Annotated in this window: 25 protein-coding genes and 1 tRNA gene; 14 read left to right on the top strand and 12 right to left on the bottom strand. The window is 68.4% G+C overall.

Annotation, left to right across the window (positions count from 1 at the left end; genetic code table 11):
- Positions 1 to 130 precede the first annotated feature (130 nt).
- The 3 genes from B9C99_RS18060 to B9C99_RS18045 all read left to right on the top strand — a co-directional run bounded on the left by B9C99_RS18060 (position 131) and on the right by B9C99_RS18045 (position 4,564).
- Positions 131 to 964, top strand: coding sequence for a metal-dependent hydrolase (locus B9C99_RS18060; RefSeq protein WP_088898844.1), 834 nt, complete (start codon positions 131 to 133; stop codon positions 962 to 964).
- 76 nt (positions 965 to 1,040) lie between these two features.
- Entirely contained in the window at positions 1,041 to 2,789 is a 1,749-nt protein-coding gene (locus tag B9C99_RS18055; protein ID WP_088898802.1) for a cholesterol oxidase substrate-binding domain-containing protein, read from the top strand.
- Between the two features lie 281 nt (positions 2,790 to 3,070).
- Positions 3,071 to 4,564: an amino acid permease gene (locus B9C99_RS18045; protein ID WP_088898801.1), complete on the top strand. Its 1,494-nt coding sequence runs from the start codon at positions 3,071 to 3,073 to the stop codon at positions 4,562 to 4,564.
- Positions 4,565 to 4,628: 64 nt separating this feature from the next.
- Here B9C99_RS18045 and B9C99_RS18040 read toward each other — a convergent pair.
- Positions 4,629 to 4,702, bottom strand: a tRNA-Pro gene (locus tag B9C99_RS18040).
- A 54-nt stretch (positions 4,703 to 4,756) separates the two neighbouring features.
- On the bottom strand, positions 4,757 to 5,710 hold the full coding sequence (locus B9C99_RS26290; protein WP_059383099.1) for a metallophosphoesterase: 954 nt from the start codon (positions 5,708 to 5,710) through the stop codon (positions 4,757 to 4,759).
- 66 nt (positions 5,711 to 5,776) lie between these two features.
- On the opposite strand from B9C99_RS26290, the gene B9C99_RS18030 reads away from it, so the two are divergent.
- On the top strand, positions 5,777 to 6,253 hold the full coding sequence (locus B9C99_RS18030) for a GatB/YqeY domain-containing protein (protein ID WP_088898800.1): 477 nt from the start codon (positions 5,777 to 5,779) through the stop codon (positions 6,251 to 6,253).
- A gap of 78 nt (positions 6,254 to 6,331) precedes the next feature.
- Here the strand turns inward: B9C99_RS18030 and B9C99_RS18025 are convergent, their stop codons facing one another.
- Positions 6,332 to 8,758 carry a transglycosylase domain-containing protein gene (locus B9C99_RS18025; protein ID WP_088898799.1) on the bottom strand — a complete coding sequence of 809 codons (2,427 nt, stop codon included), beginning with the start codon at positions 8,756 to 8,758 and terminating at the stop codon, positions 6,332 to 6,334.
- Positions 8,759 to 9,051: 293 nt separating this feature from the next.
- Between B9C99_RS18025 and B9C99_RS18020 the strand changes: the two genes are divergently transcribed.
- A complete protein-coding gene (locus B9C99_RS18020; protein WP_006552432.1) occupies positions 9,052 to 9,375 on the top strand; it encodes a WhiB family transcriptional regulator in 324 nt (107 codons plus the stop codon).
- Positions 9,376 to 9,424: 49 nt separating this feature from the next.
- Here the strand turns inward: B9C99_RS18020 and B9C99_RS18015 are convergent, their stop codons facing one another.
- Both B9C99_RS18015 and B9C99_RS18010 read right to left on the bottom strand, forming a co-directional pair.
- Positions 9,425 to 10,555, bottom strand: coding sequence for an ArsA family ATPase (locus tag B9C99_RS18015; RefSeq protein ID WP_088898798.1), 1,131 nt, complete (start codon positions 10,553 to 10,555; stop codon positions 9,425 to 9,427).
- Positions 10,552 to 11,565 (bottom strand): ArsA-related P-loop ATPase, encoded by a 1,014-nt coding sequence (locus B9C99_RS18010; protein WP_037190610.1) that lies wholly within the window; start codon positions 11,563 to 11,565, stop codon positions 10,552 to 10,554. The genes B9C99_RS18015 and B9C99_RS18010 overlap by 4 nt, the downstream gene beginning before the upstream one ends.
- Positions 11,566 to 11,618: 53 nt before the next feature.
- Between B9C99_RS18010 and B9C99_RS18005 the strand changes: the two genes are divergently transcribed.
- The 3 genes from B9C99_RS18005 to B9C99_RS17995 are packed head-to-tail and all read left to right on the top strand — an operon-like array spanning position 11,619 to position 13,098.
- A complete protein-coding gene (locus tag B9C99_RS18005) occupies positions 11,619 to 11,783 on the top strand; it encodes a DUF4177 domain-containing protein (RefSeq protein WP_006552429.1) in 165 nt (54 codons plus the stop codon).
- Positions 11,784 to 11,786: 3 nt separating this feature from the next.
- Positions 11,787 to 12,251, top strand: coding sequence for a RidA family protein (locus tag B9C99_RS18000; protein WP_016693226.1), 465 nt, complete (start codon positions 11,787 to 11,789; stop codon positions 12,249 to 12,251).
- Positions 12,252 to 12,309: 58 nt separating this feature from the next.
- Entirely contained in the window at positions 12,310 to 13,098 is a 789-nt protein-coding gene (locus B9C99_RS17995) for an MBL fold metallo-hydrolase (protein ID WP_088898797.1), read from the top strand.
- Between the two features lie 79 nt (positions 13,099 to 13,177).
- On the opposite strand, the gene B9C99_RS17990 is transcribed toward B9C99_RS17995, so the two are convergent.
- A complete protein-coding gene (locus B9C99_RS17990; protein WP_006552426.1) occupies positions 13,178 to 13,852 on the bottom strand; it encodes a Crp/Fnr family transcriptional regulator in 675 nt (224 codons plus the stop codon).
- A 191-nt stretch (positions 13,853 to 14,043) separates the two neighbouring features.
- Positions 14,044 to 14,316, bottom strand: coding sequence for a hypothetical protein (locus B9C99_RS25920; protein ID WP_060653839.1), 273 nt, complete (start codon positions 14,314 to 14,316; stop codon positions 14,044 to 14,046).
- 72 nt (positions 14,317 to 14,388) lie between these two features.
- Here B9C99_RS25920 and nth point away from each other — a divergent pair, with 72 nt between their 5' ends.
- Genes nth through marP form a run of 4 tightly spaced genes read left to right on the top strand, consistent with a single transcriptional unit; the run spans position 14,389 to position 17,738 of the window.
- Complete coding sequence (nth, locus tag B9C99_RS17980; protein WP_016693229.1) at positions 14,389 to 15,183, top strand: endonuclease III; 795 nt, start codon at positions 14,389 to 14,391, stop codon at positions 15,181 to 15,183.
- A gap of 4 nt (positions 15,184 to 15,187) precedes the next feature.
- Positions 15,188 to 15,859 carry a TlpA disulfide reductase family protein gene (locus B9C99_RS17975; protein WP_088898795.1) on the top strand — a complete coding sequence of 224 codons (672 nt, stop codon included), beginning with the start codon at positions 15,188 to 15,190 and terminating at the stop codon, positions 15,857 to 15,859.
- Positions 15,856 to 16,554, top strand: a complete 699-nt coding sequence (locus B9C99_RS17970; RefSeq protein WP_016693231.1) for a CoA pyrophosphatase — start codon at positions 15,856 to 15,858, stop codon at positions 16,552 to 16,554. The genes B9C99_RS17975 and B9C99_RS17970 overlap by 4 nt, the downstream gene beginning before the upstream one ends.
- The gene (gene marP, locus B9C99_RS17965) at positions 16,551 to 17,738 is read left to right on the top strand and encodes an acid resistance serine protease MarP (protein WP_016693232.1); all 1,188 of its coding nucleotides are present in this window, start codon (positions 16,551 to 16,553) and stop codon (positions 17,736 to 17,738) included. The genes B9C99_RS17970 and marP overlap by 4 nt, the downstream gene beginning before the upstream one ends.
- A gap of 27 nt (positions 17,739 to 17,765) precedes the next feature.
- On the opposite strand, the gene B9C99_RS17960 is transcribed toward marP, so the two are convergent.
- Genes B9C99_RS17960 through nhaA form a run of 3 tightly spaced genes read right to left on the bottom strand, consistent with a single transcriptional unit; the run spans position 17,766 to position 20,447 of the window.
- Positions 17,766 to 18,701, bottom strand: coding sequence for an alpha/beta fold hydrolase (locus B9C99_RS17960; protein ID WP_088898794.1), 936 nt, complete (start codon positions 18,699 to 18,701; stop codon positions 17,766 to 17,768).
- Between the two features lie 16 nt (positions 18,702 to 18,717).
- Positions 18,718 to 19,233, bottom strand: a complete 516-nt coding sequence (locus tag B9C99_RS17955; RefSeq protein ID WP_088898793.1) for a phage holin family protein — start codon at positions 19,231 to 19,233, stop codon at positions 18,718 to 18,720.
- Positions 19,233 to 20,447, bottom strand: a complete 1,215-nt coding sequence (gene nhaA, locus B9C99_RS17950) for a Na+/H+ antiporter NhaA (RefSeq protein ID WP_088898843.1) — start codon at positions 20,445 to 20,447, stop codon at positions 19,233 to 19,235. The genes B9C99_RS17955 and nhaA overlap by 1 nt, the downstream gene beginning before the upstream one ends.
- 201 nt (positions 20,448 to 20,648) lie before the next feature.
- On the opposite strand from nhaA, the gene B9C99_RS17945 reads away from it, so the two are divergent.
- Complete coding sequence (locus B9C99_RS17945; protein ID WP_229566877.1) at positions 20,649 to 22,019, top strand: MFS transporter; 1,371 nt, start codon at positions 20,649 to 20,651, stop codon at positions 22,017 to 22,019.
- Positions 22,020 to 22,085: 66 nt separating this feature from the next.
- Here the strand turns inward: B9C99_RS17945 and acs are convergent, their stop codons facing one another.
- A complete protein-coding gene (gene acs / locus B9C99_RS17940) occupies positions 22,086 to 24,017 on the bottom strand; it encodes an acetate--CoA ligase (protein ID WP_016693237.1) in 1,932 nt (643 codons plus the stop codon).
- A 198-nt stretch (positions 24,018 to 24,215) separates the two neighbouring features.
- On the opposite strand from acs, the gene B9C99_RS17935 reads away from it, so the two are divergent.
- Positions 24,216 to 24,965, top strand: a complete 750-nt coding sequence (locus B9C99_RS17935) for an oxidoreductase (RefSeq protein ID WP_172414998.1) — start codon at positions 24,216 to 24,218, stop codon at positions 24,963 to 24,965.
- Positions 24,966 to 25,414: 449 nt separating this feature from the next.
- Here B9C99_RS17935 and B9C99_RS17930 read toward each other — a convergent pair whose 3' ends face one another.
- Complete coding sequence (locus B9C99_RS17930; RefSeq protein ID WP_088898841.1) at positions 25,415 to 26,248, bottom strand: HAD family phosphatase; 834 nt, start codon at positions 26,246 to 26,248, stop codon at positions 25,415 to 25,417.
- Positions 26,249 to 26,320: the final 72 nt, after the last annotated feature.

Genomic DNA, 26,320 nt, shown 5'->3' with positions numbered 1-26,320 from the left:
GCCGAACATATCGGCTGTTCGAACACGCGTGTGACAGCTGTGTCGGCTGTGGTTGTTAGGTTGGAGATCCGGGCCGGCGTCGTCACGCGGGGCCGGGTTCGCGCTCGTTCGTCGAAAGGTGTTGTCCGACATGGTGATGGGTCCTACCCATGCAGTATCCGGGGCGCTGGTGGGGCTCGTCGTCGCAGATCTGCTTCCTCCCGACTGGGGTGCACCCGCGTCCACCGCGGAGACCTTCGCCTTCGCGGCGGTGTGTTCGGGGGCGGCCCTGCTACCGGATCTCGACACGGCACAGTCGACGGTCGCGAGGTCGTTCGGGCCCGTGAGCCAGACCTTCGCCAAGGGCATCGACGCGGTCTCGCTCGGCTACTACTCGCTCACCAAGGGCAGCCGCGACCGGAAGCGGCGCGGCGGGCACCGCACCATGACGCACACCGCGCTGTTCGCGGCACTGCTCGGAGCCGGAGTCTCGGCGCTCGTCGCGAGCTTCGGCAGGGAAGCGATCATCGGGGTCCTGTTCGTCACTCTCGGTCTCGCGCTGCGTGGGTTGTTCGGATCGTGGGCGAAGAAGCGCGGGTGGGTGGTCGTCACCCTGAGCGCGGCAGTGCTGTCGATCCTGTCGTGGACGTGGTTCCCGCAGGAGGTCGCGTCGACGGGCCTGGGGGTCGCGGTGGCCCTCGGATGCGCGACGCACTGTCTCGGCGACGCCATCACCAAGGAGGGCATCCCCTTCCTCGCGCCGTTCGTGCCCTGGCGCGGGTCGCGCTGGTGGGAGATCAAGCTGCCGTCGGCGTTGTCCATCCGTGCGGGTGGGCCGTTCGAGCTCGGCATCCTCGGTCCGGCTCTCACCGTTGCGGCGGTCGCGATGGCCGTCTGGTCGGTCGACGGCGCGCCCGAACACATCCTCGGCACGTTGGAGGCGTCGGGCCTGTCGTTCTGGAGCGAGGGCACCGCACACCGGTAGCGGCACTGGAGAATAAAGAGAACTTGTTCTATTTTTGCGGAGTCCGTGCCCGCAGAACAGAACGGAACCCGCCCTCGTGAGCACTCGAGCCTCTGGTCCCACACTCAGTCGTCGAGGTCTTCTCGGAGCAGCCGCAGGAGCGGCCGTCCTTGCAGGCACGGGATGGACGCTCGCGGGTGCGGTGCCGCTCGGCGACCCGGCTGCCACGATCCCGGCGCCGCCGGACTTCCCGGCCGACATCCCGCTCTCGCAGCAACAGTTCGTCAACTGGGCGAAGACCATCCAGTTCGACGCGGTGTGGACCGCGACCGCGCGCACCGCCGACGACGTCGTCCGCCTCGCGAACTGGGCACACGCCCACGGTTTCCGGATCCGTCCCCGCGGGTCGATGCACAGCTGGAGTCCGCTCACCCTCGAGGCCGGGCAGGACATCGAGAACGTCGTGCTGGTCGACACCATGTCGCAGCTCAACCAGGTCGTCGTCGACGCGGGAGCCGCACCTGCGCGCGTGACCGCCGGCGGTGGCGCGAGCATCGAAGCGATCCTCACCGCGCTCGAAGCGAACGGACTGGGGTGGGCCAACTCGCCGGCCATCGGGGACATCTCCATCGCGGGGGCACTGTCGATCGGTGCCCACGGCGCCACCTACCCGGCAGCGGGGGAGACGGTGGTCCCCGGCCAGTCGTTCGGCTCGCTGTCCAATCTCGTCCTGGCTCTGACCGCCGTGGTGTGGAACCCGTCGGCCGGTGCCTACGAACTCCGCGAGTTCCGCCGCGCCGACCCGGAGATCGGACCCCTGCTCGCCCACCTCGGACGCACCTTCGTCACCTCCGTGACGTTGCAGGCCGGAGCGAACTACCGGGTGCGCTGCCAGAGCTTCACCGACATCCCGTGGCGCGAACTGTTCGCACCGCCCGGCTCGCCGGGGCGCACCTTCGAGCGCTACGTCGAGGAACACGGTCGGGTCGAGGCGATCTGGTTCCCCTTCACCGAGACACCCTGGCTCAAGATCTGGTCGGTCTCCCCGGAGAAGCCCGCCGCCTCCCGTGAGGTGCAGGGCCCGTACAACTACTATTTCTCGGACAGCCTGCCCGAGGAGCTCACCGACCTGCTGGGGCAGGTCGTGCGCGGCGCCCAGGGCGTCACACCGGCCTTCGGTGCGTCGCAGTTCGGAGCGGTGGCAGCGGGACTCGCAGCGACCGGCACGAACGATCTGTGGGGCTGGTCCAAGGACCTGCTGTTCTACCTGCGCGCCGCGACCCTGCGCGTGGTCGCCGGCGGCGGTGTCGTCGTGACGAGACGCGACAACATCGCCCGCGTCATCAACGAGTTCACGACGTGGCTGCACGAGCGGATGACGCACTACGCCTCGCTCGGCCAGTACCCCGTGAACATGCCGTTCGAGGTGCGTCTGTGCAAGGTCGACGACGCCGACGAGGTGCTCGTCGACGCTGCCGGTGTGCCGGACCTGTCGCCGGTGCGTCCCCGCCCCGACCGCCCCGACTGGGACACCGCGATCTGGATGAACGTGGTCTCCATCCCCGGAACGGCAGGGATGCCGGCCTTCTTCCGCGAGATGGAACAGTGGATGGCCGCCCACTACTCGGGCGACTACGCGACCTTCCGTTCCGAGTGGTCGAAGGGCTGGGCGTTCGACGACCAGGGCGGCTACCGCGACCCCGGTTTCCTCGGGGAGACGGTGCCGGCCATGTACCGCACCGGGTTGCCGTCCGGCCAGGGTTGGGACGCCGCGCTCGCAGCCTTCGAGCAGTACGACCCGCATCGGGTGTTCAGCAACCGGTTCCTCGACCGGTTGCTGCCCTGACGTCCCGTCTCAGCACCCCGTGTGCGAGAAGGCCCGCATGTAGCCGGCGGTCTGATAGGCGTACGCCCATGCCCAGTACGACAGGGCGATGTCGGCGGGGCTGGCGGCCATGATGAGCTCGCCGGCTTCTGCGCCGGCACGGCGTCCTCTTTTCCCTGCGCAGAAGCACCGTTCCAGGAGCGGATGGCGGCCTATTCTGCTCTTACGCCCTGCGGCAGAACAGCTCGCAACCTCGGGTCGTGCCCGAAGCGATGGGGTTCCCCTCCGGGGAGAGGATCGCGATGACTCGGATCGGTAGGACCCCGAGGACCGGACTCCTGCGTGCCAAGTCGGTGGAGCAGTCCATCCGTGACACGGACGAACCGGATTCGAAATTGCGCAAGGACCTGACCGCCTGGGATCTCATCGTGTTCGGCGTCGCAGTCGTCATCGGCGCCGGCATCTTCACGCTCACCGCCCGCACCGCGGGTAACGTCGCCGGTCCGTCGGTGTCCCTGGCCTTCGTGTTCGCTGCGATCGCGTGCGCGCTCGCAGCCCTCTGCTACGCCGAGTTCGCCTCGACCGTGCCTGTCGCCGGCAGTGCCTACACCTACTCGTTCGCGACCTTCGGAGAGTTCGTCGCGTGGATCATCGGATGGGATCTCATCCTCGAGTTCGCCCTCGCCGCAGCGGTGGTGGCGAAGGGGTGGTCGCTCTACCTCCACGAGGTCGTGGCCGTGTCGTCGAGCGTCATGATCGGACCGGTGAAGATCGACTGGGGTGCGATCCTGATCGTCGCGGTGATCGGCGTGCTGCTCGCCACGGGAACCAAACTCTCGTCCCGGGTCTCACTGGTCATCACGTCGATCAAGATCGCAGTGGTGGTGTTCGTGGTGGTTCTCGGCGCCTTCTACATCGAGACCGAGAACTATTCGCCGTTCGTCCCGCCCTCGGAAGCCGGCGACACAGGTGAGGGGTTGCACCAGTCGTTGTTCTCGTTCGCGACCGGGGCAGGCGGCAGCACCTTCGGCTGGTACGGGTTGTTGGCCGCAGCCAGCCTGGTGTTCTTCGCGTTCATCGGATTCGACGTCGTCGCCACCACGGCCGAGGAAACGCGCAACCCGCAGAAGGCGGTGCCGATCGGCATCCTCGGCTCGCTCGCGATCGTGACGGTGCTGTACGTGGCCGTCAGCCTCGTCCTCACCGGCATGGTCGACTACACCGAGCTCGAAGGGGACGAGTCGACACTGGCGACGGCCTTCGCACTCAACGGGATGGACTGGGCCAAGAACCTGATCTCGATCGGCGCCCTCGCGGGTCTGACCACGGTCGTGATGGTGCTGATGCTGGGTCAGACGAGGGTGCTGTTCGCGATGGCACGGGACGGACTCATGCCACGCGGGCTCTCCCACACGGGCAGCCATGGAACTCCGGTACGCACGACGGTGCTCGTGGCGGTGATCGTCGCAGTACTCGCGGGGCTCGTGCCGCTCGGCACTCTCGAGGAGATGGTCAACATCGGCACACTCTTCGCGTTCGTACTCGTGTCGATCGGCGTGATCGTGTTGCGGCGCACGCGACCGGACCTCGAACGCGGGTTCCGGGTGCCGCTGGTACCTCTGGTGCCCATCCTTGCGGTGATCGCCTGTGTGTGGCTCATGGTGAATCTGTCCGTCGAGACATGGTTGCGGTTCGTGGCATGGATGCTCCTCGGCCTGATCATCTACTTCGCCTACAGCCGGAACCACTCCGTCCTCGCGACCCCATCCCGGGTTCGGGCCGGCCCGGAAACGTAGTCGGGAAAGCAATCAGGGCACTTTCTCCGCGAGGAGAAAGTGCCCTGACGAGTTCTTCCACGAGTCGGGGTGGCGGGATTCGAACCCACGACCTCTTCGTCCCGAACGAAGCGCGCTACCAAGCTGCGCCACACCCCGTATTGAACCTCGGTCAGCTTACAACACGAGGCCGCAGAAGATTAAATCGGCTGGTCAGCGACGTAACCCGGCGCGCTCTGCCGCATCGCCGCTGGCCTGCTGCGCGGTGTCGCGCGAGGCCGGAACGAGGGTCAGCAGAGTGGCCTCCGGACGGCAGAAGAACCGAGCGGGAGCGAACGGCGACGTGCCGATGCCCGCGGAGACGTGCAGTCGCATGTGGGCACCCCAGCGCGACGCGCCCTTCACCCGCGACCGGTCGATCCCGCAGTTGGTCACCAGCGCGCCGTAGAACGGCAGGCACAGCTGGCCGCCGTGGGTGTGGCCGGCGAGGACGAGGTCGTAGCCGTCCTCGGCGAAACGATCGAGCACCCGAGGCTCGGGGGAGTGCGTCATGCCCAGTCGCAGATCGGCCGAGGGATCGGCCGCACCGGCGATCGTCTCGTAACGGTCGCGGTCGAGATGCGGGTCGTCGACACCACCGACGGCGATGCGTACGCCGCCGACCTCGATGTCACGGCGCACGTGCGTCATGTCCTGCCAGCCACGTTCGGTGAACGCCGCACGCAGGTCGCCCCACGGGAGCGGAGGACCGTAGACGCGATCGTGGTCCTTGTCGAAGTAGGCGAGCGGGTTCTTCAGCACGGGAGCGAAGTAGTCGTTGCTCCCGAAGACGAACAGACCCGGGCGGGCGAGGAGTCCGCCGAGCGCCTGGACGACGGCCGGAACGGCCTTCGGATGCGACAAGTTGTCGCCCGTGTTCACGACGAGATCGGGCTCGAGGCCGTCGAGCTCGCGCAACCAGTTCTGTTTCAGCTTCTGGTTGGGGGTCATGTGCAGGTCGCTGATGTGCAGGACCCGCAGTGTCGACGCGCCGGGTGCGAGCACCGGCACCGTGACCTCGCGAAGGGTGAACGCGTTCCGTTCGATCAGCGTGGCGTAACCGAGGCCGAGAGCGGCGGCGCCGGCAGCACCGAGGGTTACGCGGCGAATTGCAGACAGGTCAGGCACTTCTCCAGCGTACCGCCGTGCGTGGTCCTCGCACGTGGTTCGCCTGCCCCGCGTAGCGTTTCCGGCATGAGCGACACCACATCCTCCCTCGAATCCAGGCTGCGGACGGACTTGACCGCAGCGATGAAGGACAAGGACAAACTGCGGACCGAGACCCTCCGGATGCTGCTCGCGGCGGTCCGGAACGAGGCGGTGTCCGGCAAGGAGGCGCGTGAGCTGTCCGACGACGAGGTGCTCGAGGTCCTTGCGAAGGAGTCGAAGAAGCGGGGCGAGGCCGCCGAGGTCTACACCGAGAACGGCCGCGGTGAGCTCGCGGCCAAGGAGCACGCCGAGGCGCGCATCATCGACGAGTATCTGCCCACCCCGCTGACCGATGCCGAACTCGTCGACGTCGTCGACACCGCCCTCGCGCGCGTCGCCGAGGAACTCGGCGCGCGTCCGGGTCCGAAGAACATGGGCCAGGTGATGAAGGTCGCCACCGAGATCGCAGCAGGCAAGGCCGACGGCAAGCGCCTGTCCGCGGCCGTGCGTTCACGCCTGTAACCGAACGGCCGCGCAGTTCTCGTCGACCGTCACGAGGACGGGACGACGAGAACTGCACGGCCGTGGAAGCCCTGCGGCTCAGTTGTCGGGGCGGCTCGGTGTCGTCGTGGGAGTGGAGTCCTCCTCCGCCGGCGGGCTCGACTCGCTCTGCTCGAGCTCACGTCCCGGGATGGGCGCGGGCGTCGACCGGCGGGTCGTGTCGGGCACCTCGCGGTCGCGCGGGCGGGCCGGGGTGGCGCTCGTGGTGGGAGCCACGCGGACCGAGCCGTCGCTGATGAACAGTGTGACCGTCGATCCCGGGACGGCCGAGCCGCTCGGGGACGTACCCGTCACTGTTCCGGCGCGTTCCTCACCGGCGATCGTCGCCTCCGAGACCGAGAATCCGGCGTCCTGCAGCCGCTGCACCGCGCGATCCTTCGAGAGGCCCGTCACGTCCGGAACCTGGGCGTTGCCCGCGCCGCGGACGTACCGGGGATCGGGGGCGGGCAGTTCGATGGAGCCGAACTTGTTCGCCACCGGCAGCATCGCCGAGAACCATGTCCGCGCCGGTTCGGTACCGCCGAAGAGGTTGCCGTCGTAGCAGGGGCGGACCGGACCCGAGCAGATCTGGCCGGGGGTGGGGGAGTCGCCGTAGGTGTAGACCACGCCGGCGAACCGGTTGGTGAAGCCGAGGAAGGCCGACGACATGTGCGATTCCGTCGTACCGGTCTTCGCCGCGACCGGCAGGTTCCAGCCCACCGATCCCGCGGCACCCGAGGCGGTACCGCCGGCAGCGGTGTCCTTGCTCATCGCCGTGGCGAGGGTATCGGCGAGGCCGGGCTCGACGACCTGCTCGCAGGCCTGCTGCGTGATCGGTACGGGCTTGCCGTCGCGGTCGAAGACCTCCTCGATCGGGCTGGGCGGGCACCACTTGCCGTGCGAGGCGAGGGTCGCCGCGACGTTCGACAGTTCGAGCGCGTTGATCCACGTCGGGCCGAGCGTGTACGAGCCGAGGTGCTGCTCCTTCTGCATCTCGGCCATCGATTGGTCGCCGAAGCCGGAGGTGCGCGGCTGCAGGTACGAACGCAGACCCAGGCGCACCGACATGTCGACGGCCGCGTCGACGCCGGTGGCCTCGATGAGCTTGACGAACGCCGTGTTCGGCGACTGTGCCAGCGCGTCGGTCACCGACAGTCGCGACGGATACGGTGCGGCGTTCTCGACGCAGTAGTAGTTGGCCGGGCAACCGCGGGCACCGCCGTCGCCCAGACCGCGGGCGTTGTAGCGGGACGGGACGTCGAGCACGGCCGAGGTGCCCAGGCCCTGTTCCATGGCGGCGGCGACGGTGAAGATCTTGAAGATCGACCCGGCGCCGTGACCGGCCAGCGAGTAGGGCTGCGGCTGGACCGTCTCCTTGGCCTCGGCGTCGAGGCCGAACTTGCGGCTCGACCCCATGGCGAGGACCTTGTGCGAATCCTGGCCCGGCTCGATCACGTTCATCACCGAGGCCACGTCGTCGACGGTGGGGCTGGTGAACCGGTCGAGCGACTCCTTGACGGAGTTCTGGACCTCGGGGTCGAGGGTCGTGCGGATGAGATATCCGCCCCGGTCGATCTGCTCGCGCGACAGGCCGGAGTTCTCGAGGTACTGCAGCGCGTACTCGCAGAAATAGCCGCGGTCGTCGGCGGCGATGCAGCCGCGGGGGAGCGTGTTGGGCTCGGGCAGCACGCCGAGCGGCAGTTCCTTCGCGGCGCGGATCTCGTCGGCGCGCTCCGGGATGTTGTCGATCATCGTGTCGAGCACGATGTTGCGACGGGTGAGCACGCCGTCGGGATTGGTGTACGGGTTCAGCGCCGAGCTGGACTGCACCATGCCCGCGAGCATCGCGGCCTGCGGGATGTTCAGGTCCTTCGCGTCGATGCCGAAGTAGGTCTGGGCGGCGTCCTGGATGCCGAACGAACCGTTGCCGAAGGGGACGAGGTTCAGATAGCGGGTGAGGATCTCGTCCTTGGTGAGCTGATCGTCGAGGGTCAGCGCCATGCGGATCTCACGGATCTTGCGGGCCGGCGTCGTCTCGATCGCCGCGCGGCGTTCGGCGTCGGTCTTCGCGATCACGTGCAGCAGGTAGTTCTTGACGTACTGCTGGTCGATCGTGGAGGCGCCCTGCTCGACCTGACCGCTCGTGGTGTTGGTGAGGAACGCGCGGATGGTGCCCTGCCAGTCGACGCCCTGGTGCTCGGGGAACCGCTTGTCCTCGATCGAGACGATCGCCAGTTTCATCTCGTTGGAGATCTGGTCGCTGGGCACCTCGAAGCGACGCTGGTCGTAGAGCCACGCGATCGGCTCACCCGCCTTGTCGACCATGGTCGTCACGGCTGGGACGACACCTTCGACGAGCTCTGCGGAACTGTTGTCGACGGTGTCCGCGGCGCGGTTCGAGACGTACCCGAATCCACCCGCGGCCGGGAAGAGCATCCCTGCTACGAGAACGCCGCCGAGGGCCGTGCAACCAGCGAGCTTCGCCACCGTTCTTCGGATCGACACGCCTACACACTACGTGGCGGGGGACCGGCCGGCGGTTTCCAGGGAGCGGGCGTGGCACGACGGGCGCTGTGAAAACGCCTCCGACGTGCAACTTTGTACGTACGTACCAGAAAAGGTTTCGTTCGCCTTGCGCGTGGGCATCAGTTTACCTAGATTGAGACATCAGTGTGACGCAGATAACACCTTGACGGGCAGGTTTCGCGCCGTCGCGGCACACGGACGGCGCAGACCTCGAACACCGCGAACCGGCGTTCGGAAAGTAAAGGGGCAACTGAATGCACATGACCACCCCGACGACCCGACTCGACGTCGACCAGGCCGAAGCGCGCATCGCTTGGGTCTCCAAGGCTCGCTGCCGCGAAGTCGATCCCGATGAACTGTTCGTGCGTGGCGCAGCGCAGCGCAAGGCTGCGGTGATCTGCCGGCACTGCCCGGTGATGCTCGAGTGCGGGGCGGACGCCCTCGACAACCGTGTCGAGTTCGGCGTGTGGGGAGGCATGACGGAGCGGCAGCGTCGTGCTCTCCTCAAGCAGCATCCCGAGGTCGAGTCCTGGGCCGATTTCTTCCAGGCGCAGCGACAGCACCAGAGCGCGGTCTAGTCACCACCTCACCGGTACACGAACCGCCGAGATCATGACCCGCGAGACATCACGCCTCGCGGGTCAATTGCTCGCCCACCGCCCGCAGCGCCTCGAGATCCGAGACCTCGAAGGGCAGCGAGGGCACCCCGACCACGGGGACGGCAGGGTTCGCCGCGGTGAAGTTGCGTAGCAACCGCAGCTCCCGCTTGGCGATCACGGCCCGGTGCGCGTGGATGCGGAGAACGGCCTCAGCGGCCTTCGCGTCCACGCCCTCCTCCTCGGCGAGCTGATCCGCTGCGGTGAGGGCGTGATCGGACGGCAGCGCCGAGAGTGTCGGATGGGTGCGGTTGAGCACCAGGCCCGACAGCGGCATGCGATCGCCCGAGAGTCGCTCGACGAAGAACGACGCCTCGCGCAGGGCATCGGGTTCGGGTGCCGCGACCACCATGAAGTGGGTTCCCGGCTGCTGCAGCAACCGGTAGGTGCGGTTGGCGCGCTCGCGGAAACCCCCGAACATCGAGTCCAGCGACTGCACGAAGGCCGACGCGTCCGACAGCATCTGACTCCCGACGATCGTCGAGACCGCTTTGAGCGCGAGCCCCATCGCGCCCGTCACCAGGCGGCCGAAGCCACGCCCGGGTGCCGTGAAGATCCGGATCATCCGGCCGTCGAGGAAGGCCCCGAGGCGCTGCGGAGCGTCGAGGAAGTCGAGTGCGTTCCGGGACGGCGGGGTGTCGACGATGATGAGATCCCACTCGTCGCTCTGCGCGAGCTGACCGAGCTTCTCCATCGCCATGTACTCCTGCGTGCCGGAGAACGACGACGCCACGGTCTGATAGAAGGGGTTGTCGAGGATCTGCTGCGCCTTCTCCGGCGTCGAGTGCTCGAGCACCATGTCGTCGAAGGTGCGACGCATGTTGAGCATCATCGCGTGCAGCTCGCCCTTCGCCTCCGGCCCGAGCTCCACCTTCTGCGGTGAATTGTCGAGCGAGGCGACCCCGAGGGCCTGCGCCAGTCGCCGCGCAGGGTCGATCGTGAGCACCACGACGCTGCGGCCTCGCTCGGCCGCGCGCAACGCGAGCGCCGCGGCGGTGGTCGTCTTGCCGACACCGCCCGACCCGCAGCACACGATCACCCGGGACGAGCGGTCGTCCAGGATGCGGGCGACGTCGAGGACCTTCCGGATCTGTGCGCTCATCGGACACCCTGCTCGGCGAGGGCGTCGGCGAGTTCGTAGAGGCCACCGAGATCGACACCGTCGGCGAGGGCCGGTAGGGACATGCGTGCCACCTTCACTTCGTCGAGTTGAGCGGCGCTCACCTGTTGCGCCTGGAGTACCGCGGCGTGCTCGATGGTCTCGGTCAGCAGGCCGGCGAAATCGTCGTCGGAGAGCTTGACGGACACCTTCTCCAGGGTCGTCCGGATCGCGGGCCCGGCGATGCGGCCGGCGGCGACGTCGTCGACGAGTTCCTCGGGCAGGTGTTCGGGGGCGGTGCGGTTGACGATCACCGTGCCCATCCGGAGATCGGCGGCCTCGAGTTCCTCCACCGCGTCGGCCGTCTCCTGCACGGGCAGTGCCTCGAGCAGGGTCACCAGGTGGACGACGGTCTGATCGGAGTGCAGCAGCCGGACCACGCCCTCGCTCTGCGACCGGATCGGACCGGACTTCGCGAGGTCGGCCATGGCCTTGGTGACATCGAGGAAGCTGCCGATGCGGCCGGTGGGCGGGGAATCGACGACGACCGCGTCGTAGACAGGGGTGCCCGTCGCGTCGGTCCGCACCACGGTCTCCTTGATCTTGCCGGTGAGGATCACGTCGCGCAGACCCGGCGCGAGCGTGGTCACGAACTCGATCGCGCCCATCCGCCGCATCGCGCGACCTGCGAATCCGAGGTTGTAGAACATGTCGAGGTATTCGAGGAAGGCCGCCTCGATGTCGATCGCGAGAGCCGATACCTCACCGCCACCCGGCGCGGTCGCGATCTTCGTCTCGACCGGCGGGAGCGGCGGCACGTCGAACAGCTGCGCGATGCCCTGACGTCCCTCGGTCTCGACGAGCAGGACCTTGCGACCTCCGGCGGCGAGCGCCAGCGCGAGCGCTGCGGCCACGGTGGACTTCCCGGTGCCACCCTTGCCGGACACGAAGTGCAGTCGCGCCTGGGCGGCGCCTGCCGGCCATTCGCCGGAATGTGATGTCGGAGATGCCACGATCACGAGCCTATAAGTCGTGGACGGTGAACGGTGCCGGATAGGGTCAGGACATGAGTGAAACCACCACATGGGAATACGCAACCGTGCCGCTGCTCACGCACGCGACCAAGCAGATCCTCGACCAGTGGGGTGCCGACGGCTGGGAGCTCGTCACCGTCCTGCCCGGCCCCACCGGTGAGCAGCACGTCGCCTACCTCAAGCGTCCGAAGGGCTGACCCGTGTCGCACAGCACCTGGAGCGAACGCCTGACCGAACTCGGCATCACCCTGCCACCGGTCGCCGCCCCGGTGGCGGCGTACGTGCCCGCCGTCCGCAACGGCGACGTCGTCTACACCTCCGGTCAGCTGCCGCTGGTCGACGGGAAGCTGACGCACACCGGCAAGGTGGGCGCCGCGGTGTCGGCGGAGGAGGCGAAGACCGCGGCCCGCACCGCCGCGCTCAACGCGCTCGCCGCCGTCGATGCTCTCGTCGGACTCGACAACATCGCGAGTGTCGTGAAGGTCGTCGGCTTCGTGGCGTCCGCCGAGGGCTTCACCGGGCAGCCCGGCGTCATCAACGGCGCGTCGGAACTGCTCGGGGAGATCTTCGGTGAGGTCGGCGCGCATGCCCGTTCGGCCGTCGGCGTCGCGGAGCTGCCCCTCGGCGCTCCCGTCGAGGTCGAGTTGATGGTGGAAGTACGCTGACGCCACCCTCCCCGACCGAGGGCGGCTCCCGACGGATCCGACACGAGAGGCACGACTGATGGCGCTGGTCCACCCCGCCTACGCGCAGCTGCGGCAGGTCACCGAGAACGCCGCGGTGATCCTGGCCGAGAACCCCTCGATCATGTCCCTCGAGGGAACGAACACCTGGATCCTCCGGGCACCCGGCAGCGACGAGTGCGTCGTGGTCGATCCGGGTCCCCTCGACGAAGGGCATCTCGAGCGGATCGCGCAGGTGCCGGTCGCGGCGACCCTCATCAGTCACCGCCACTTCGACCACACCGAGGGTGCCGAGCGGTTCTCGCAGCTCGCCGAATGCCCGGTGCACGCGGTGCTGCCGGAACACCGCCACGGCGGTGGGCAGCAGCTGTCCGACGGCGACGTCGTCGAGGCGGCGGGCCTGCGCATCCGGGTCGTCGCGACCCCGGGGCACACCGCCGATTCGCTGTCGTTCGTGATCGAGCAGGACCGCAGTGTGCTCACCGCCGACACCATCCTCGGCCGCGGCACGACCGTGCTCGACGACTCCGACGGCGACCTCGGCGACTACCTGCGGTCGCTGAGGTCGCTCATCGGTCTCGGCGGTGGCTACACGGTGCTGCCCGGGCACGGTCCCGAGCTGCCCGATCTGGAGACGATCGCGCGGGAGTACCTCGCGCACCGGGAAGGCCGGCTCGAGCAGGTGCGCGGTGCACTGCGCACCCTCGGCGCCGACGCCTCCGCACGGCAGGTCGTCGAGCACGTCTACGCCGACGTCGACCCCTCGCTGTGGGGTGCGGCGGAGAAGTCGGTCAACGTGCAGCTGGAATACCTGCGCAGCCATGGCTGAGCCAGGGCAGCCCGGACGGGCCGGAACACCCGAAAGGCCGGGACGCAGCGAGCGTCCCGGCCTTTCGGTGATCTGTGGGTCAGCGAGCGCGACGCGCCAGACGCTCCGAGTCGGAGATCAGCACGCTCTTGCCCTCGAGACGCAGCCAGCCGCGGTGCGCGAAGTCGGCCAGGGCCTTGTTCACGGTCTCGCGGGACGCGCCGACGAGCTGCGCGATCTCTTCCTGCGTCAGGTCGTGGGTGACACGCAGGGCGCCGGCCTCCTGGGTGCCGAAACGCTGGGCGAGCTGCAGCAGCGCCTTGGCGACACGACCGGGGACGTCGGTGAAGATCAGGTCGGCGAGGCTGTTGTTGGTGCGACGCAGACGACGGGCCAGCACGCGGAGGAGCTGCTCGGCGATCTCGGGGCGCTGGTCGATCCACGCCTTGAGTGCGTCGCGGTCCATGCTCACGGCACGCACCTCGGTGACGGTGGTGGCGGTGGAGGTGCGCGGACCCGGGTCGAAGATCGACAGCTCGCCGAACATGTCGGACGGGCCCATGATCGTCAGGAGGTTCTCGCGGCCGTCGGGCGAACGACGTCCGAGCTTCACCTTGCCGGAAACGATGATGTACAGCCGATCGCCGGGCTCACCCTCGTTGAAGATGACATGGCCGCGCGGGAAATCTACAGGCTGAAGCTCTTTGATCAGCGCCGCAACCGCCGAGGGCTCGACTCCTTGGAAGATGCCTGCTCTGGCCAGGACCTCGTCCACGTGCGCTCCTTTTGGGAATGATTCGTCATCTACTGCCGGGTCTGCACGTCGACGGACTTCCCGGGCAGGTCACCTGTCAGGCGTACGAGCGCCCAGTCTATCGTGCGCGCTGCACGAGTGAGTGACCGATACCACGGAAACGGTCGACGAACCCGATCATCGGCACTTCGAGGCTACCGGCAGGTAGTCGTTCAGCTGGCGCGGCGCGCGCGCAGATGGCCGTCCGAATCGTCCGCTCCGTCGGCGCTCGGTCCGCGGCGGCGGCGACGCTGGAAGCGAGCCAGGGCCCCGGGGAAACCTTCACGAGCGAGTGCCGCGACATCGGCCTGGTCCGCTTTGTCGAGGAACTCCTCCACTTCCTGCTCGCGGACGGACAACCGACTCAAGCGCGCTTCGACACGTTCCATGGACAGTGCGAACAACATGAGCAGCACCGGGAAGAGGACGACAGCAAGAGCTTGCATACCCGGAAGTAAACACCCGGAAGGTCTCGGAAGAGACACGGGGCCGGATCCTGGGGAGAGTGTTTACGTAGAGTGGATCAGGTGCATGCCACCCAGTCCGAGAGCCCCGAGACGGCCCCGCGCCGAGTGAACGGAAAGGCTCGCGGACCGGAGTCGCGACTGGCGCTCGTCCGTCGCGCACGACGGATGAACCGACGCCTCGCCGAGGCCTTCCCGCACGTCTACTGCGAGCTCGACTTCACGAATCCGCTCGAGCTCGCCGTCGCCACGATCCTGTCGGCACAGTGCACGGATGTGCGGGTCAACCAGGTGACTCCCGCTCTGTTCGCCCGGTATCCCGACGCCCGCGCGTACGCGGAGGCCGACCGCGCCGAGCTCGAGGAGTACATCCGCTCGACCGGCTTCTACCGCAACAAGGCCAACTCGCTCATCGGCCTCGGTCAGGCTCTGCTCGAGCGGCACGACGGTGAGGTTCCGGCCCGCCTGAAGGATCTCGTCGCGCTGCCCGGCATCGGCCGCAAGACCGCCAACGTCATCCTCGGCAACGCCTTCGATGTGCCGGGTATCACGGTCGACACCCACTTCCAGCGGCTCGTGCGTCGCTGGGAATGGACCGACGAGACCGATCCGGTCAAGATCGAGCACGCGGTGGGTGCGCTCATCGAGCGCAAGGAGTGGACGCTGCTGTCCCATCGCGTGATCTTCCACGGTCGGCGCGTGTGCCACGCACGCAAGCCGGCATGCGGGGTGTGTGTCCTCGCGAAGGACTGCCCCTCCTACGGGACCGGGCCCACCGATCCGCAGACCGCGGCCGCGCTGGTGAAGGGACCGGAGACCGAGCACCTGCTCGAGCTGGCCGGGCGGTGACGGAGTGCGTCCTTCCACAGCAGGCCGCTGGAGCCTGGCAGCCCTCGTCGTCGTCATCGCGTTGATCGTCGCCATCTGGCCGCGCGACCGCAGCGACCCGCCACCGGCCACCGGTTCGGGACCGGCCACTCCCTCGGCCGCACCCGTGGACCGCCGGCCCCAGGACGACGCGCAGGCCCTCGCCCCGCTGCGCGAGAACGCCGCACTGGATCCGTGCCCGCAGCCGGGCGTGTCCTCGCCCGCTCCCGCCGGTCCGCTCGCCGGGCTGGTCTTCGAGTGCGTGGGCGACGGATCTCCCGTCGACCTCGCGGCCGCCCTCGCCGGAAAACCCGCCGTGGTGAACCTGTGGGCCTGGTGGTGCGCTCCCTGCGCCGAGGAACTACCGGTTCTCCAGGACTACGCAGCCCGGGTGGGCGAGGAGGTCACCGTCGTCACCGTCCACACCGACCCGAACGAGTCGAACGCCCTCGGCCGGCTCACCGACTACGGCGTGCACCTGCCGGGTGTGCAGGACGGCTCGGGACGCGTGCAGGCCGCGGTCGGCGCGCCCGCCGTCCTTCCCGTGACGGTGCTGCTCCGCGCCGACGGATCGGTCGCCGCGGTGCTCCCGATCCCGTTCCGGTCGGCCGACGAGGTCGCCTCGGTCGTCGAGGAGCACCTGGGGGTGGCCGCATGATCCCCGAATGGCTCCGGCGCGTCGCCTCGGTCTCGCCCACCGACCCGCACGGTCTCAACCCGATCCTGAACCGCCGCGCCCCGCGCGACGCGCGGGTGCGGCAGGCCTCGGTGCTGGTGTTGTTCGGCGGGTCGCCGGAGGCCGATCCGATGGCCCGCGGCGGACTTCCCGCCGATGCCGACGTCCTGCTCACCCAGCGCGCCGCGACCCTGCGGCAGCACAGCGGGCAGGTGGCCTTCCCCGGAGGCGCCGCCGATCCCGAGGACTACGGCGCCATCCACACCGCACTGCGTGAAGCGGAGGAGGAGACCGGCCTGGATCCGTCCGGGATCCGGCCGCTCGCCGTGCTCCCCGAACTGTTCATCCCGCCTTCCGGCTTCGACGTGACCCCCGTGGTCGCCTACTGGGAGACCCCGAGCCCCGTCGGCGTCGTCGATCCGCAGGAGGCGACCCGCGTGGTCCGGGTGTCGCTGCACGAGCTGCTCGACCCCGACAACCGTTTCCAGGTCCGGCACCGGCTGGGTTATCAGGGCCCGGCCTTCCAGGTGGACGGGATGCTGGTCTGGGGCTTCACCGCGGGCGTGCTCGCGGGTCTGTTCGCGGTGTCGGGGTGGGAGATCGAGTGGGATCACCACGATGTCCGTGACCTCGACGTCGTACTCGCCGAACTGGAGACGGGGGTGGTCGAATCATGACCGGATCGGGCTGGATCGATCTGATCATCGTGGTGATCGTCCTGATCGCCGCGTCCTCCGGGCTCCGGCAGGGAGCCGTCGCTTCGGCGCTCGCCTTCCTGGGCGTGTTGCTCGGTGCGGTCGCGGGCATCCTCATCGCCCCGCACGTGCTCGTGCACATCGACGACGCGCGCATGCGCATCCTCGCCGGGATCGCACTGATCGTGGTGCTGGTGGTGATCGGCGAGGTGGCCGGCATGGTGCTCGGACGCGCCGCGCGCAGCGGCATCCACAGTCCGGGCGCGCGGGCGGTGGACAGCGTCGTCGGTGCCGGGCTGCAGTCGGTCGCGGTGCTCGTCGCCGCGTGGCTGCTCGCCATCCCACTGACCGCCACGACCCAGCCCGCCGTCTCCGCGGCCGTGCGGGGATCCCAGGTGCTGGGGACTGTCGACGACGTCGCCCCCGACTGGATGCGCGCGATCCCCAACGAGTTCTCGGCGCTGCTCGACACCTCGGGTCTGCCCGAGGTGATCGGGCCGTTCGGACGCACCCCGATTGCCGAGGTCGAGGCACCCGACGGTGGTCTCCTCGAAGGATCGGTGCCCGCCCGGCTGCAGACGAGCGTGCTGCGCATCAACGGCGTCGCCCCCAGCTGCCAGAAGGCGCTCGAAGGATCCGGTTTCGTCGTGGCGCCCGAACGGGTGATGACGAACGCGCACGTCGTGGCCGGAACCGCAGCGGTGACCGTCGATACGGAGGGCGGTCCGCTCGAAGCGACCGTCGTGCTGTTCGACCCGGAGGTGGACGTCGCGATCCTCGCGGTGCCGGGACTGACTGCGCAGCCGCTGGGCTTCGCGCCGGAGCCGGCGGAGTCGGGTGACGACGCGATCGTGCTCGGCTACCCGGGCGGTGGCCCGTACACGGCGAGCGCGGCGCGCATCCGCGAGACGCTCGACCTGCAGGGCCCGGACATCTACCGCGGCGGCACCGTCGAACGCGAGGTGTACACGGTGCGCGGCACGATCCGGCAGGGCAACTCGGGTGGTCCGCTGGTCGATCCGTCCGGCAGCGTCCTCGGCATGGTCTTCGGCGCGGCGGTCGACGACACCGACACCGGTTTCGTTCTCACCGCCGCAGAGGTCAGCCGGCAGCTGGAGATGGCCGGAGTGAATCAGCCGGTCGCGACCGGCGCCTGCATCGTCTGACGCCTGCCCGTCCGGCGGACGGGCAGGTCAGTCGAGCCTGCGGACGAAGTCGGCGAGCAACGCCGTCACCGCGCCGGGCTTCTCCTGATGGGCGTAGTGGCCGGCCCCGTCGACGAACTTCAGGATCCGTCCGGGGGCGTGCCGCACGCAGCGTCGGAGGGTCGCGGCGAGCACGTAGGGATCCAGCGCGCCGTGCAGCTGCAGGATCGGCAGGGTGAGCTCGACGTCCATGGCCTTCATGAAGCGGCGACCGTCGGGACGCCACTGGCTGCGGAACGCCCAGCGCTGGTATTCGAGGGTCAGGTGCGCCGTGCCCGGGATGCGGATCGCGGTGCGCAGCCGGTCGACGACGTCGGCGAACTCGTCGGTGCGTCGCCAGTCCGGGCCGCACCGCACGCGCAGCAGCCGTTCGATCTCCAGGCCGTTGTCGCGGACCAATTTCCGTTCGGGACGCCACGGCAGCTGGTAGGCGAGGAAGGTCGGCAGCAGGGCCTTGCGTTGCGCGTGGTCGCGCAGGGTCGCATCGCGCAGCGAGATGGGGTGCGGGGAGTCGACGACCGCGATCGCCCGCACGACATGGGGATGGAGCACCGCGGTCGCCCAGCACACGAGACCGCCGTCGGCGTGGCCCACGAGGATCGCCTCGGTGTGCCCGAGGGCGCGGATCAGTCCCGCGATGTCGTTCGAGAGCGTCCAGCCGTCGTATCCGCGCGGCGGCTTGTCCGTGTCGCCGTAACCGCGCAGGTCCACCGCGACCGCCCGGTAGCCGAGATCGGCGAAGGCGGTGAGCTGGTGACGCCACGACCACCACAGGTCGGCGAAGCCGTGCACGAACACCACGAGCGGTGTGTCCGGGTCGTGCGGGCCGGCTTCGACGGCATGGAAACGGATGCCGTTGGCGTGGATGTCTCGATGCGTCCACGGTCCGGGATACCGGACCGTGGACGGGTCGGGGACGGGCACTGACGGTTCCGGTCCGTCAGCGGGCGGCGTGACGCGGCGCGGCGTGGCGCGGGCCGTCGGCGTCGTGTCCGTCCTGGCTGCTCGGGAGGATCGACGCGGTCTGCTTGAGCGAGTCGATGGTCTTGTTGGGCGCGCGCAACTTGCGGACCCGCATGTAGCCGATCAGGGCCAGCAGGCCCGTCACCACCAGCATGATCAGGAAGACGATGAGGAAGGCGAGCCAGCGCGCCACCCAGACGTCGAGGAGTTCGGCGAGAAAGAAGAAGAAGAAGAACGAACTGAAGGTCAGTACGGCGAGCGCGAGGATGAAGAACAGGCTGCCCTGCACGCCCTTCTTGACCTCACCGGTCACCTCGGCCTTGGCGAGCTGGACTTCGGCGCGGAACAGTGTGGACAGCTGCGTCGCGGCGTCGCGTACCAGTTCGCCCACACTGGCATCGCGGGGTGTCGGAGCGTCCACCTTCGTCAACGGGATGCCCGAGATGCTCGACGGGACTCCGTTCTCCGGACGATTCGCGTTCGTCACGCTCACTACTCGACCCCTTCGGTTGGTTCGTTCCGTTGGCGGTGGGCGCGCCCACGCAGTAACAGTAGCGCCGACCCGAGGAGAGAGGCGATCAATGATGTCACCAGCACGGCGGCCTTGGCGATCTCGGCGGAGTCTCCGGTCAGCGACAACTCGGTGATCAGCAGACTCACGGTGAATCCGATCGCGCCGAGCACGGCGAGGGCGAAGACGTCGCCCCACTGCAGCCCGGTCGGTTTCGTCGCGACCCGGAAGCGGATGGCCACCCACGTGCTGCCGAAGATGCCGACGGTCTTGCCGACGAGCAGACCGAGGACGATGGCGAGGCCGACGGGCTCGGTGAAGACGTTGCCGAGCATCTCGGCGCCGATGGGAACACCCGAGGCGAACAACGCGAAGATGGGGACGCACAGACCTGCCGACCACGGCTGGAGGCGGTGGGCGAGTCGCTCGGCGGGCCCGTAGTCCTCCCCGGGATCGGTGCGGACGCGGGTGAGCAGGCCCAGGAGGACCCCGGCGACGGTCGCGTGGATGCCGGCGCTGTGCATCGCGTACCAGGTGAACAGCGCGAGCGGCACGTACAGCAACGGGGTGGTGATGCGTTGCTTCTGCGCGAACCAGTACGCCGCTGCCGCAGCCACCGTGGCGACCATCCAGCCGAGCGCGAGGCCGGAGGTGAACAGGATCGCGATGAGTGCGATGCCGATCAGGTCGTCGACGACGGCCAGGCTCAGCAGGAAGACCCGGGCGCTGGTGGGGATGCGCGAACCGGTGAGTGCGAGCACGCCGAGAGCGAAGGCGATGTCGGTTGCGACCGGGATCGCCCAGCCCCGGTCCATGCCGGGGGTTCCCCAGCCCACGGCGGCGGCGATGAGGGCCGGCAGCAGCACACCGCCGCAGGCCGCGATGACCGGAAGGATCGCCTTCCTGCGGTCGGCGAGTTCACCGATGACCAGTTCGCGCTTGAGCTCGAGGCCGGCGACGAAGAAGAAGACGGCGAGCAGTCCGTCCTTCGCCCACGTCCCGAGCGACAGGTGCAGATGGAGGAACTCCGGCCCGATCTCGAAGTCGCGCAGGGCGGTGTAGGAGTCGCCGAAGGGGGAGTTGATCCAGATCAGCGCGATCGCCGCGGCGATGAGCAGCAGTGAACCGCCGACCGTCTCGGCGCGGAGATAGCGGTTCAGGGAACTGGTCCAGGTAACGGAGGAAGTGTCGGACACGGGCGTCTTTCGCTGGGCGGATACGGGCACGGGCGAACCGTCGCCGACCAGACTTCCCGGCACACCGGGGAAGAGTCTAACGCCGGACGGAGGGCGTCCGTAGGAGTGTCCGATTTGCGGTGGGCGGAAACTCGGGTGTTCACTTTTCCTAGTAAGTGGGATTCGGTCTCAGAATGTGAGTGGAGTAATGGGGATGGTTCAGTGAGCACATCGGTCGGAGTGGAGGACGGGGGTTCCTCGCTCGTCGCAGGCGTTCCTCGCCGGCGCATCGTCGTCGCCAGCATGGTCGGCACGTCCATCGAGTTCTACGACTTCTACATCTATGCGACAGCCGCCGTCTCGGTCTTCCCGCACCTGTTCTTCCCGCAGGGCAACAGCACGACCGCGCTGCTCGCCTCCCTCGCGACCTTCGGCATCGCCTTCGTCGCCCGCCCGGTCGGATCCGTCCTCTTCGGACACTTCGGCGACCGCATCGGCCGCAAGGTCACCCTCGTCGGCTCACTCCTGACGATGGGCATCGCGACCTTCCTCATCGGCCTGCTGCCGACCTACCACCAGGCCGGACTCATCGCACCGGCCTTGCTGGCGCTCATGCGCTTCTGCCAGGGTCTGGGTCTCGGTGGGGAGTGGTCGGGGGCGGCGCTGCTCGCCACCGAGACGGCCGAACCCGGCAAGCGCGCCTGGGCGGCGATGTGGCCGCAGCTCGGCGCACCCATCGGCTTCATCGGCGCCAACGGCCTGTTCCTGATCATCACGCTGACGCTCGGCCACGACAACGGTGATCCCGACCTGTCGAGCGCCTTCCTCGAATGGGGCTGGCGCATCCCGTTCCTGCTCAGCGCCATCATGGTGATCATCGGTCTGTACGTCCGGCTCAAGCTCGAGGAGACGCCGGTCTTCGCCAAGGCCGTCGCCGAGGGCAAGAAGGTCAAGACGCCTCTCGCCGAGGTGTTCAAGACCAGCTGGCGGCAGCTGATCATCGGCACCTTCGTCATGCTCGCGACGTACACGCTCTTCTACATCATGACCACCTGGGTCCTGAGCTTCGGAACGGGCAAGACCCCCGCCGAAGGCGGCCACGGCGCCGGATTCCAGTACTCGGACTTCCTCGTGCTGCAGCTGGTCGCGGTGCTGTTCTTCGCCGCGGCCGTGCCCCTCGCCGGATGGCTCGCCGACCGCTACGGACGCCGCTCGACCCTGCTCGTCGTCACGGGCGCGATCATGGTGTTCGGCCTGTGCTTCCAGTTCCTGCTGTCGAGCGACGGCATGAGCTCCGGCCGCATGCTGTTCTTCCTCATCGTCGGCATGCTGCTCATGGGTCTGACCTTCGGGCCGCAGAGCGCGATCCTGCCCGAGCTGTTCCCGACGAACGTCCGCTACACCGGCTCCGGGATCTCCTACAACGTCTCGAGCATCCTCGGTGCCGCCGTCGCCCCGTTCATCGCGACCTGGCTCGCCACGAGCTACGGCGTCGGCTGGGTGGGCATCTACCTGCTCATCGCCGCGGCGACGACCTTCGTGGCGCTGCTCGTCGTCAAGGAGACGCGCGACCGGTCGCTCGACGAGGTGTAGTCAGTCGTACCGACCGCGAAAGGCCCCTCCCGGATCGATCCGGAAGGGGCCTTTCGCATCTCGGGACTACTTGCCGCGGATGGCGTCGAAGACGGCCGGATCGACGAGCGTCGAGGTGTCGCCGAGCTCGCGACCCTCGGCGACGTCGCGCAGCAGGCGGCGCATGATCTTGCCCGAGCGGGTCTTCGGCAGCTCCGGCACCACCGTGATCTGGCGTGGCTTGGCGATCGGGGAGATCTCCACCGCGACGTGATCGCGCAGTTCCTTGATGAGCGTGTCGCCGGTGTTCTCGACGTGCTCGCGCAGGATCACGAACGCGACGATGCCCTGACCGGTGGTCTCGTCCGCCGCGCCGACGACCGCGGCCTCGGCGATGGACGGGTGCGACACGAGCGCCGACTCGACCTCCGAGGTGGAGATGCGGTGACCGGAGACGTTCATGACGTCGTCGACGCGGCCGAGCACCCACAGCGCTCCGTCGTCGTCGTAACGCGCACCGTCGCCGGCGAAGTACCAGCCCTGATCCTCGTAGCGCGACCAGTAGGTCTCGCGGTAACGCTGGTCGTCGCCCCAGATGCCGCGCAGCATCGCCGGCCACGGCTGATCGAGCACCAGGTAGCCGTTACCGCCCGCGCCGAGCGGCTTGGCCTCGTCGTCGACGATCTTCGCCGAGATGCCGGGCAGCGGCGCCATCGCGGAGCCGGGCTTGGTGGCCGTGATGCCGGGCAACGGCGAGATCATGATCGCGCCGGTCTCGGTCTGCCACCAGGTGTCGACGATCGGTGCCGAATCCGCGCCGATGACCTCGCGGTACCACCGCCACGCCTCCGGATTGATCGGCTCGCCGACGCTGCCGAGCAGACGGATCGACGACAGATCGTGGGCGTCGGGGATCTCGCGACCCCACTTCATGAACGTGCGGATCAGCGTCGGGGCGGTGTAGTAGATCGACACCCCGTACTTCTCGATGATCTCGAAGTGCCGGTGCTCGTTCGGCGAGTTGGGGGTGCCCTCGTAGACGACCTGCGTGACGCCGTTGCTCAGCGGTCCGTAGACGATGTAGCTGTGACCGGTGACCCAGCCGATGTCGGCGGTGCACCAGTAGACGTCCTTGCCCGGCTTGTGGTCGAAGACGTAGTGGTGCGTGTACGACGCCTGGGTCAGGTAGCCACCCGAGGTGTGGATGATGCCCTTGGGCTTACCCGTGGTGCCCGAGGTGTACAGGATGAACAGCGGGTGCTCGGAGTCGAACGGCTGCGCCTCGTGCTCCGGCGACGCCTTCTCGACGGTCTCGTGCCACCAGAGGTCGCGTCCCTCGGTCCACTCGACGTCGATGCCCGTGCGCGCGACGACCAGCACGTGCTCGATCGACTTCGCGTCGGCGACGGCCTCGTCGGCGGCGGTCTTGAGTGGTGCGGCCTGGCCGCGGCGCCACTGGCCGTCGACCGTGACGAGCAGCTTGGCCTGCGCGTCGTCGATGCGCGAGCGCAGTGCCGACGACGAGAAGCCTCCGAAGACCACCGAATGGGTCAGGCCGAGGCGCGCGCACGCGAGCATGGTGACGATGGCCTCGGGGATCATCGGCATGTAGATCGCGACGCGATCGCCGGCGACGAGGCCGAGCTCGGTGAAGGTGTTCGCAGCGCGGGAGACCTCGGCGAGGAGGTCGTTGTAGGTCAGCGACCGGCTGTCGCCGGGCTCGCCCTCGAAGTGGATGGCGACCCGATCGCCGTTACCGGCCTCGACGTGCCGGTCGACGCAGTTGTAGGCGACGTTGAGCTTGCCGCCGACGAACCACTTCGCGAACGGAGCGTTCGACCAGTCGAGCACTTCCGTCCAGGGCTCCGCCCAGTCGAGTCGTTTCGCCTGCTCGTCCCAGAATCCGAGCCGATCGGCGTCGGCCGCGGCCTGCAGTTCCGGACCGGCGTTGGCCGTGGCGGTGAACTCCGGGCTCGGCGGGTACGCCTTCGATTCGTGCTCCTGGGCTGCGCTCGTCATGATGCGGGGCCTCTTTCCGGGATGGTTCCATTCGGGCTCTTGTGAGCGTAATCATCTGTGACCGGCGCCGCACCGTTGCATCGATATGCAACCCCGTCACTTTCGCTCATCGGTCGAATTCGCGCGACGAACGGCATTCGGACGCGACCGGTGAACCTCTCGTCCGTCCACCGCATCCGCGCCGGTACCGTCGTCGACGTGACTGACCCTCTTCAGCCTCTCGTCGACCTTCCGGGCGTACGCGACGCCGCCGACCGTGCCCGCGACGCGCTCGCAGAGGTGCATCGTCATCGAACCAATCGGCGTGGCTGGGCGAACACCGCCGCGGAGGCGTCGGTGCGGGCCGCCCGCGCCTCGGCGTCGATCGACGGCGGGTCGACGGAACTTCCGCAGCCGGGGGAGAGCGGCGACCCGATCCTGGCCGGAGCGCTGCGGGTCGCGCAGACGCTCGACGGTGACGCGCTCGGCAACATGGTCGCGACGTGGCGACGTGCCCCGCTGCAGGCGCTCGCCCGCCTGCACCTGCTCGCCGCCGCGGATCTGGTGGAGGACGCCGAGGAACTGGGTCGTCCGCGGACGGAACCGGGGGTCGCCGAGCGTCTCGACGGGCTCGCGCAACTCGTCACCGGCGGGACGAACGCGCCGGCGCCGGTTCTCGCGGCGGTCGTGCACGGTGAACTGTCCGTTCTGAAGCCCTTCGGTGTCGCCGACGGCATCGTCGCGCGGGCCGCGTCCCGGCTCGTGTGCGTCGCGTCCGGACTCGACACGCGCAATCTGGGCGTACCCGAGGTTCACTGGATGCGCCGGCTGCAGGCCTACCGCGACGGGGTCGCCGGATTCGGGGCGGGAACCGTGGAGGGCGTCGGCGGCTGGGTGCTCTTCTGCTGCGGGTCGCTCGAGGCCGGGGCTCGTGAGGCCGGCTCGATCGCCGAGGCGTTCGCCGGCTGAGTGCCGGGTGGGGCTTCGCCGGCCGAACCGAGTCCGAGGCGCGAAACCCCCTGCACGCGAAAGCGGGTGGCATATCGATCGAGATCGATTCCGCCACCCGCTAGCACGGGCGGTCCGAGTTACCATGCGTGCTGAAATGGGTTGTGATTCAACGGCCTCGGCGATGATCCGGGTATCGTCGATTCGTCCTCGCAACGGGTGCGGGGAACTCGTCTTCGAAAATCCGGAACTCGCAGGCCCACAACACTCGTGCCCTTATAGTGGCATCGGCTTCGCGTGGGTACTCGGTGTCCGTGCTGGGAAGAACAGTCGGGAGATCGAATCTTCTCTTCCGATTCGGTCTTGGCCTTCCGTCCTTCCGTAACTCCTTTCTACCCCGTCCGCGAGATGTCGGCAAGCCCCCCGCGGCAATGCTCCGTTTTCGATCTCGCGGCGAGTGACCCTGAGTGTCAACGTATCCGGCGCTTGGCCAGTCGACGGGTGGCACCCAGTATCAGTGCGGTCGCGCCGAGGGTGGCGGCGAGCGTCGCCAGGGCACGCGGCGACGGACGGGCGCGACGTCCGAGCGGTACCGGACGAGCGAAAGTGAGCACGGGCCAACCGTTTTCGGTCGCCGCTCGGCGCAGTGGGCGGTCGGGGTTGACCGCGCGCGGATTGCCGACCTCGAGCAACATCGGCAGGTCGGTGGCCGAATCGGAGTACGCGTAGCTGCGGGAGAGGTCGTAGCCGTACTGCTCGGCGAGCTCGCGGATCGCGACCGCCTTCGCCTCCCCGAAACAGTAGAACTCGAGCTCGCCGGCGTACCGGCCGTCGACGATCCGCATCCGGCTCCCCGTGCTGTGGGAGGCACCGAGTGTCCGGGCGATCGGAGTCACCACCTCCTGGCCCGACGCGGACACGATGATCACGTCGTGACCGCGGGCCCGATGATCGGCGATCAGATCCTTCGCCTCCGCGTAGACGAGCGGTGTCACGACGTCCTGCAGGGTCTTCTCGACGATCGATCCGACCTGCTCGACATCCCATCCCTTGCACATGTGCGCGATGTGTTCGCGCATCCGGTCCACCCGGGCCTGATCGGCCGCCGACAACAGGTAGAGCAGCTGGGCGTAGGTGCTCTGCAGCACGGCCCGGCGGCTGAGGAGACCCTCCTCGAAGAACGGCCGGGTGAACGCCAGCACGCTCGACTTGGCGATGACGGTCTTGTCGAGATCGAAGAACGCTGCGATGCGAGCCGAGTCCGGTGAGTCCCCCGTCGACGGGGCCGGTCGGGACGGGTTCACGGACGTGTCGGTCACGATCACCACAATAGGGGCGCGCCGCGCCGGTGTTTGAAGTTGCAAGCAGTCACGCCT

Source organism: Rhodococcus sp. BUPNP1 (assembly GCF_002215235.1).
Lineage (GTDB): Bacteria > Actinomycetota > Actinomycetes > Mycobacteriales > Mycobacteriaceae > Rhodococcus.
The sequence above is the reverse complement of the archived record's forward strand: the minus strand, read 5'-3'. Positions and strand labels throughout refer to the sequence as shown.